Raw genomic sequence first — 1,242 nt, forward strand, 5'->3', positions numbered from 1 at the left:
TCTTCTTGGCGCGGGTGCTCTTCCCGTGGTTGACAGGGGCCTCGTCGGTGTCCGCGGACTGCGCCGCAGTGACCATGGTCGTCATCTCAGCGCTCCTTCGTGCCACGGAGCTGGACGACGTAGGCGATCACCATCGTGATGATGCCCATGACGATCGCCACGGTGGCGGAGTAGTTGTACTGCTGGCCGGAGAAGGACAGGTTGTACGCGTACAGGTTGGGGGTGAAGTCGGTGGTGATCGCGTTGGGCGCCAGCTGCTGCAGGATGCTGGGCTCGTTGAAGAGCTGGAAGCTGCCGATGATCGAGAAGATCGTGGCGACCACGAGCGCGCCCCGGATCGCCGGGAGCTTGATCGCGGTGATCTTCCGGAACTCGCCGGCGCCGTCGATCTCGGCCGACTCGTAGAGCGAGCCGGGGATCGTCCGCAGCGCGGAGTAGAAAATCAGCATGTTGTACCCGGTGAACTCCCAGGTGTTGATGTTGCCGATCGAGGCGAGGATCCAGCCCGGCGACAGCAGGTCCGGCAGGTTCCACCCGAACTGGTCGTTGATGCTGGCCAGCAGGCCGAACTGCGAGCCGTACATGAAGCCCCACATCAGGGCGGCGACCACGGCGGGGACCGCGTACGGCAGGAAGATCGTGACCCGGAAGAACGACGAGCCGTGCAGCCGCCCGGAGTCGATCGCGAGCGCCACGAGCAGCGCGATGAACAGCATGATCGGGACCTGGACGACCAGGAAGAGCGTGACCCGGCCCAGCGAGCTCCAGAAGCTCGGGTCGGTCAGCGCCTGCTGGTAGTTCTCCAGCCCGACGAAGGAGGTGCCGCCGATCAGGCGGGTCTTGAACAGGCTCAGATAGATCGAGTACGCGATCGGAGCCAGGAAGACCAGCGCGAAGACGACCATGAAGGGGCCGACGAAGCGCCAGCCCGTCCAGGATCGGCGCCGGCGAACGGCTAGCTCGGCCATGGGTGTCGTCCCTCTCTCTCACCAGCTATGTTTACGTAAACATCGTTCGCAAGGCGCTGGTCAGGACGCTCTGTTACATGCGGATGACGGATGTGATGTTTACGTTAACATCGAGGTGATAGTTGCACCACACTTCCATGATCGTCAAGAGGAGACACGCAGGTCATGCCGACCAGTCGCCGCGCAGGTCGCGGGGTGTCCATGGCCGATGTGGCGCGCCTGGCGGGCGTTTCGGCGCAAACCGTCTCCCGCGTCGCCAACGGCCACCCCTCGG

The 1,242-nt window shown here is 64.1% G+C and carries 2 protein-coding genes; one reads left to right on the forward strand and one right to left on the reverse strand.

From position 1 onward, the window contains the following. Positions 1–86: 86 nt before the first annotated feature. Complete coding sequence (locus RBH18_RS43840) at positions 87–968, reverse strand: carbohydrate ABC transporter permease (RefSeq protein WP_306216443.1); 882 nt, start codon at positions 966–968, stop codon at positions 87–89. A gap of 165 nt (positions 969–1,133) precedes the next feature. Here RBH18_RS43840 and RBH18_RS43845 point away from each other — a divergent pair. Further along, positions 1,134–1,242: LacI family DNA-binding transcriptional regulator (locus RBH18_RS43845; protein ID WP_306216444.1), on the forward strand; the 109-nt coding region annotated here is incomplete at its 3' end.

This window comes from Actinoplanes oryzae, from assembly GCF_030757795.1.
Taxonomy (GTDB): Bacteria; Actinomycetota; Actinomycetes; order Mycobacteriales; family Micromonosporaceae; genus Actinoplanes.

Excerpts from the sequence above, each read along its gene's own strand:
- RBH18_RS43840 (WP_306216443.1), bottom strand. The coding sequence starts at position 968 with ATGGCCGAGCTAGCCGTTCGCCGGCGCCGATCCTGGACGGGCTGGCGC.